3 protein-coding genes are annotated in these 4,493 nt (G+C 62.4%); all 3 read left to right on the forward strand.

Features of this window, described 5'->3' with window-relative positions; genetic code table 11:
- A partial coding sequence (gene gcvT, locus AC2FJV_RS20100) for a glycine cleavage system aminomethyltransferase GcvT (RefSeq protein ID WP_496690629.1) occupies nt 1-1,095 on the forward strand: 1,095 nt, incomplete at its 5' end.
- 18 nt (nt 1,096-1,113) lie between these two features.
- Nucleotides 1,114-1,479 (forward strand): glycine cleavage system protein GcvH, encoded by a 366-nt coding sequence (gene gcvH / locus AC2FJV_RS20105; RefSeq protein ID WP_142640419.1) that lies wholly within the window; start codon nt 1,114-1,116, stop codon nt 1,477-1,479.
- Nucleotides 1,480-1,592: 113 nt separating this feature from the next.
- On the forward strand, nt 1,593-4,448 hold the full coding sequence (gene gcvP, locus AC2FJV_RS20110) for an aminomethyl-transferring glycine dehydrogenase (RefSeq protein WP_496714484.1): 2,856 nt from the start codon (nt 1,593-1,595) through the stop codon (nt 4,446-4,448).
- Nucleotides 4,449-4,493: the final 45 nt, after the last annotated feature.

The raw sequence follows: 4,493 nt of genomic DNA on the forward strand, positions 1-4,493 counted from the left end.
ATGACGGATATTAGGCGCACGCCTTTGCATGGTTTGCATGTTGAGTTGGGTGGGAAGTTGGTTGATTTTGCGGGCTGGGAGATGCCTGTTCAGTATCCCTTGGGGATTATGGGTGAGCATGCGCAGTGTCGTGAGAAGGCGGCGGTGTTTGATGTGTCTCATATGGGTCAGGTGATCCTGCGGGGTGAGGATGTTGGTGCCAAGCTTGAGGCTCTGTGCCCGCAGGCCTATGCGACATTGAAGCCTGGCAAGGCGCGGTATGGATTTTTCACCAATTCGGATGGCGGGATCATGGATGATCTGATCGTGTCGAATGCGGGGGATCACTTCTTTGTGGTGGTGAACGCGGCGCTGCGTCATCAGGATATTCCGCATATGCGCGACAATCTGGACGGGGTTGAGGTGATCGAGATCTTTGACCGCGCGCTTGTTGCGGTGCAGGGACCGAAGGCCGAGGATGTGGTGGGTGCGCTTTGCCCTGCGGCGCGGGATCTGAAGTTCATGGAAACTGTTGTTGCCGACATTCTGGGGGCCGAATGCCGGATCTCGCGTCTGGGCTATACCGGCGAGGACGGGTACGAGATCTCGATCCCCGAGGACCGCGCGATTGAAATCACCAAGGCCTTCCTGGCGCATGAGGATTGCGAGGCGGCGGGCCTGGGCGCGCGCGACAGCCTGCGGCTGGAGGCGGGGCTGTGCCTGTATGGCAATGACATCGACCAGGGCACCTCGCCGATCGAGGCCAGCCTGGGTTGGGCGATCCAGAAACGCCGCAAGGAAGAGGGCGGATTCCCGGGGGCCGACCGTATTCAAAAAGAACTGGCCGAGGGTCCCGCGCGCAAGCTGGTGGGCATCAAGCCGGAAGGCCGGGCACCGGCGCGTCAGGGCGTGGACATTCAGTGCGCGCAGGGCAATACAATCGGCCAGATCACCTCGGGCGGGTTTGGCCCGACGGTCGGTGGACCTGTGGCGATGGGCTATGTGGCGGCGGATCATGCCGAACCGGGCACGGCGGTGAACCTGATCATCCGGGGCAAGCCGCAACCGGCACAGATTGTGGCCACCCCCTTTGTCACCCAGAATTACAAGCGTTGAAGTCAGGAGAGAGACAACATGGCAACCTATTATTCCGAAGAGCACGAATGGCTGACCGTCGAGGGCGACACCGCGACGCTGGGCATCACCAAACACGCGGCTGAACAGCTGGGCGACGTGGTGTTCGTGGAACAGCAGGAAGCAGGCGACGAGTTCGAGAAGGGTGGCGAGATTGGCGTGATCGAATCCGTCAAGGCGGCGTCCGAGCTTTATGCGCCGGTTGATGGCGAGATCGTCGAGGTCAACGAGGCGCTGGCCGACAATCCGGGCGCGCTGAACGACGACCCCGAGGGCGAGGCCTGGATTTACAAGATCAAGATCACGGATGCGTCGCAGCTGGAAGATCTGATGGATGAGGCCGGCTACAAGGCCTTCATCGGGTAACTTCAATTCCGGGGCCCTGAAACCGGGCCCCGGGCTTCATCTTTTTCCAAATACTCCCGCCGGAGGCATCTGCCAGAGCGGCTGGGCGAGACATTCCTTGAGGAGCGCTACACATGGCCTTCAAACTCACCGATTACGAAGCCTATGACTTTGCCAACCGTCGCCATATCGGGCCCAGCCCGACCGAGATGCGCGACATGCTCAAGGTGATCGGCTTCACGACGCTGGATCAGCTGATTGACGCCACCGTCCCCCCTGCGATCCGGCAGAAGGAAGCGCTGGACTGGGGTCCGGCGATGACCGAGCGCGATGCGCTGTTCCACATGAAAGAGGTGGCGAGCAAGAACAAGGTTCTGACCTCGCTGATTGGTCAGGGCTATTACGGCACCACCACGCCTGCGCCGATCCTGCGCAATATCCTGGAAAACCCGGCCTGGTACACGGCGTACACGCCTTATCAGCCCGAGATCAGCCAGGGCCGGCTTGAGGCGCTGCTGAACTTCCAGACCATGGTCAGCGATCTGACCGGGCTGGACGTGGCCAACGCATCCCTGCTGGACGAAGCAACCGCTGCTGCCGAGGCGATGGCGATGGCCAAGCGCGGTGGCCGGTCCAAGGCCAATAACGCGGCTTTCTTCGTCGATAAAAACTGCCACCCGCAGACCATTGCGGTGATCAAAACCCGCGCCGAGCCTCTGGGCATCGACGTACAGGTGGCTGATCCGGATACGATGGACGCGGGCGCGGTGTTTGGTGCGATCTTCCAGTATCCCGGCACGCATGGACATGTGCGCGACTTCACCGCCGAGATCGCGGCGCTGCATGAACATAAAGCCATTGCCATCGTTGCCGCCGACATCCTGTCGCTGGCACTGCTGAAGTCACCGGGTGAGATGGGCGCGGATATCGCCATCGGTTCGACCCAGCGCTTTGGCGTGCCGATGGGCTATGGCGGCCCGCACGCGGCCTATATGGCGACCACCGACAAGCTGAAGCGGTCGATGCCCGGCCGGATCATCGGCGTCAGCATCGACAGCCGGGGCAACAAGGCCTATCGCCTGGCGCTGCAGACCCGCGAACAGCATATCCGCCGCGAGAAGGCCAACTCGAATGTCTGCACCGCGCAGGCGCTGCTGGCCGTCATTGCGTCGATGTATGCGGTTTATCACGGCCCTGATGGCATCAAGGCCATTGCGCAATCGGTGCACCGCAAGACCTCGCGCCTGGCCGCCGGTCTGGAAGAGGCGGGCTTTGCCGTGGAACCGGAAGTGTTCTTTGACACCATCACGGTCGAGGTCGGCCATCTGCAGAATGTCGTGATGGAGGCCGCCGTGGCCCGCGGCGTCAACCTGCGCAAGGTCGGCGACAGCAAGGTCGGCATCAGCCTGGACGAACAGACCCGGCCCGAGACCATCGAGGCCGTCTGGGGTGCCTTCGGCATCGATCGGGCGGATGACAGCTCGAACAAGCAATACCGCCTGCCGGATTACGCGCTGCGTGAAAGCGAATATCTGACCCACGAGATCTTCCACAAGAACCGGGCCGAGGCCGAGATCACGCGGTACATGCGCCGTCTCGCCGACCGCGACCTGGCGTTGGACCGGGCGATGATCCCGCTGGGGTCGTGCACCATGAAGCTGAACGCCACGATCGAGATGATCCCGGTCACCTGGCCCGAGTTCGGCAATCTGCACCCGTTCTGCCCCGAAGATCAGGCGCAGGGCTATCACGAGATGATTGCCGATCTGAACGACAAGCTGTGCCAGATCACCGGCTATGACGCGATCTCGCAGCAGCCCAACTCGGGCGCGCAGGGCGAGTACGCAGGCCTGCTGACCATCCGCAACTATCACGCCGCGCGGGGTGAGGCGCATCGCAATGTCTGCCTGATCCCCACTTCGGCCCATGGCACCAACCCGGCCTCGGCCCAGATGGTGGGCTATCAGGTGGTGCCGGTGCAAGCGGATGAGAAGGGCAACATTGATGTCGCCGATTTCCGCGCCAAGGCGGAAAAGCATTCCGACCATCTGGCCGCCTGCATGATCACCTATCCGTCGACCCATGGCGTGTTCGAGACCACCGTCCAGGAGGTCTGCCAGATCACCCATGATCACGGCGGTCAGGTCTATATCGACGGCGCCAACATGAACGCCATGGTCGGCCTGTCGCGCCCCGGTGATATCGGCGGCGATGTCAGCCACCTGAACCTGCACAAGACCTTCTGCATCCCGCATGGCGGTGGCGGCCCCGGCATGGGTCCGATCGGCGTCAAAACGCATCTGGAGGAACACCTGCCCGGCCACCCGGAATACGGCACCGCCGTCGGTCCGGTCTCGGCGGCACCGTTTGGGTCTCCGTCGATCCTGCCGGTCAGTTGGGCCTATGTGCTGCTGATGGGCGGTGCGGGTCTGACCCAGGCCACGAAAGTGGCGATCCTGAACGCCAACTATATCGCGGCCCGGCTGCAGGACGCCTATCCGATCCTGTACACCTCGGAAACAGGCCGGGTGGCGCATGAATGTATCCTTGACACCCGTCCTTTGGATGAGGCGGCCCATGTCAGCGTCGACGATGTGGCCAAACGACTGGTCGATTCCGGCTTCCACGCGCCGACCATGTCCTGGCCGGTGGCCGGAACCCTGATGGTCGAGCCCACCGAGTCGGAACCCAAGGACGAACTGGATCGCTTCTGCGACGCCATGCTGTCCATCCGGGCCGAGGCGCAGGACATCATCGACGGCAAGATCGATGCGGAGAACAACCCGCTGAAAAACGCCCCCCATACGGTGCGCGATCTGGTCGGCGACTGGGACCGCCCCTACACCCGCGAACAGGCCTGCTTCCCCCCGGGCTCCATGGGCGTCGACAAATACTGGTCCCCCGTCAACCGCGTCGACAACGCATACGGCGACCGAAACCTCATCTGCACATGCCCACCAATGGACGCTTACGAAGAAGCCGCAGAGTAAACAGACGACAACCAGATCAGCCCCCGCAATGGCCAGGGGCTGATC

The sequence above is a fragment of the Ruegeria sp. CDSA241 genome, assembly GCF_059611265.1.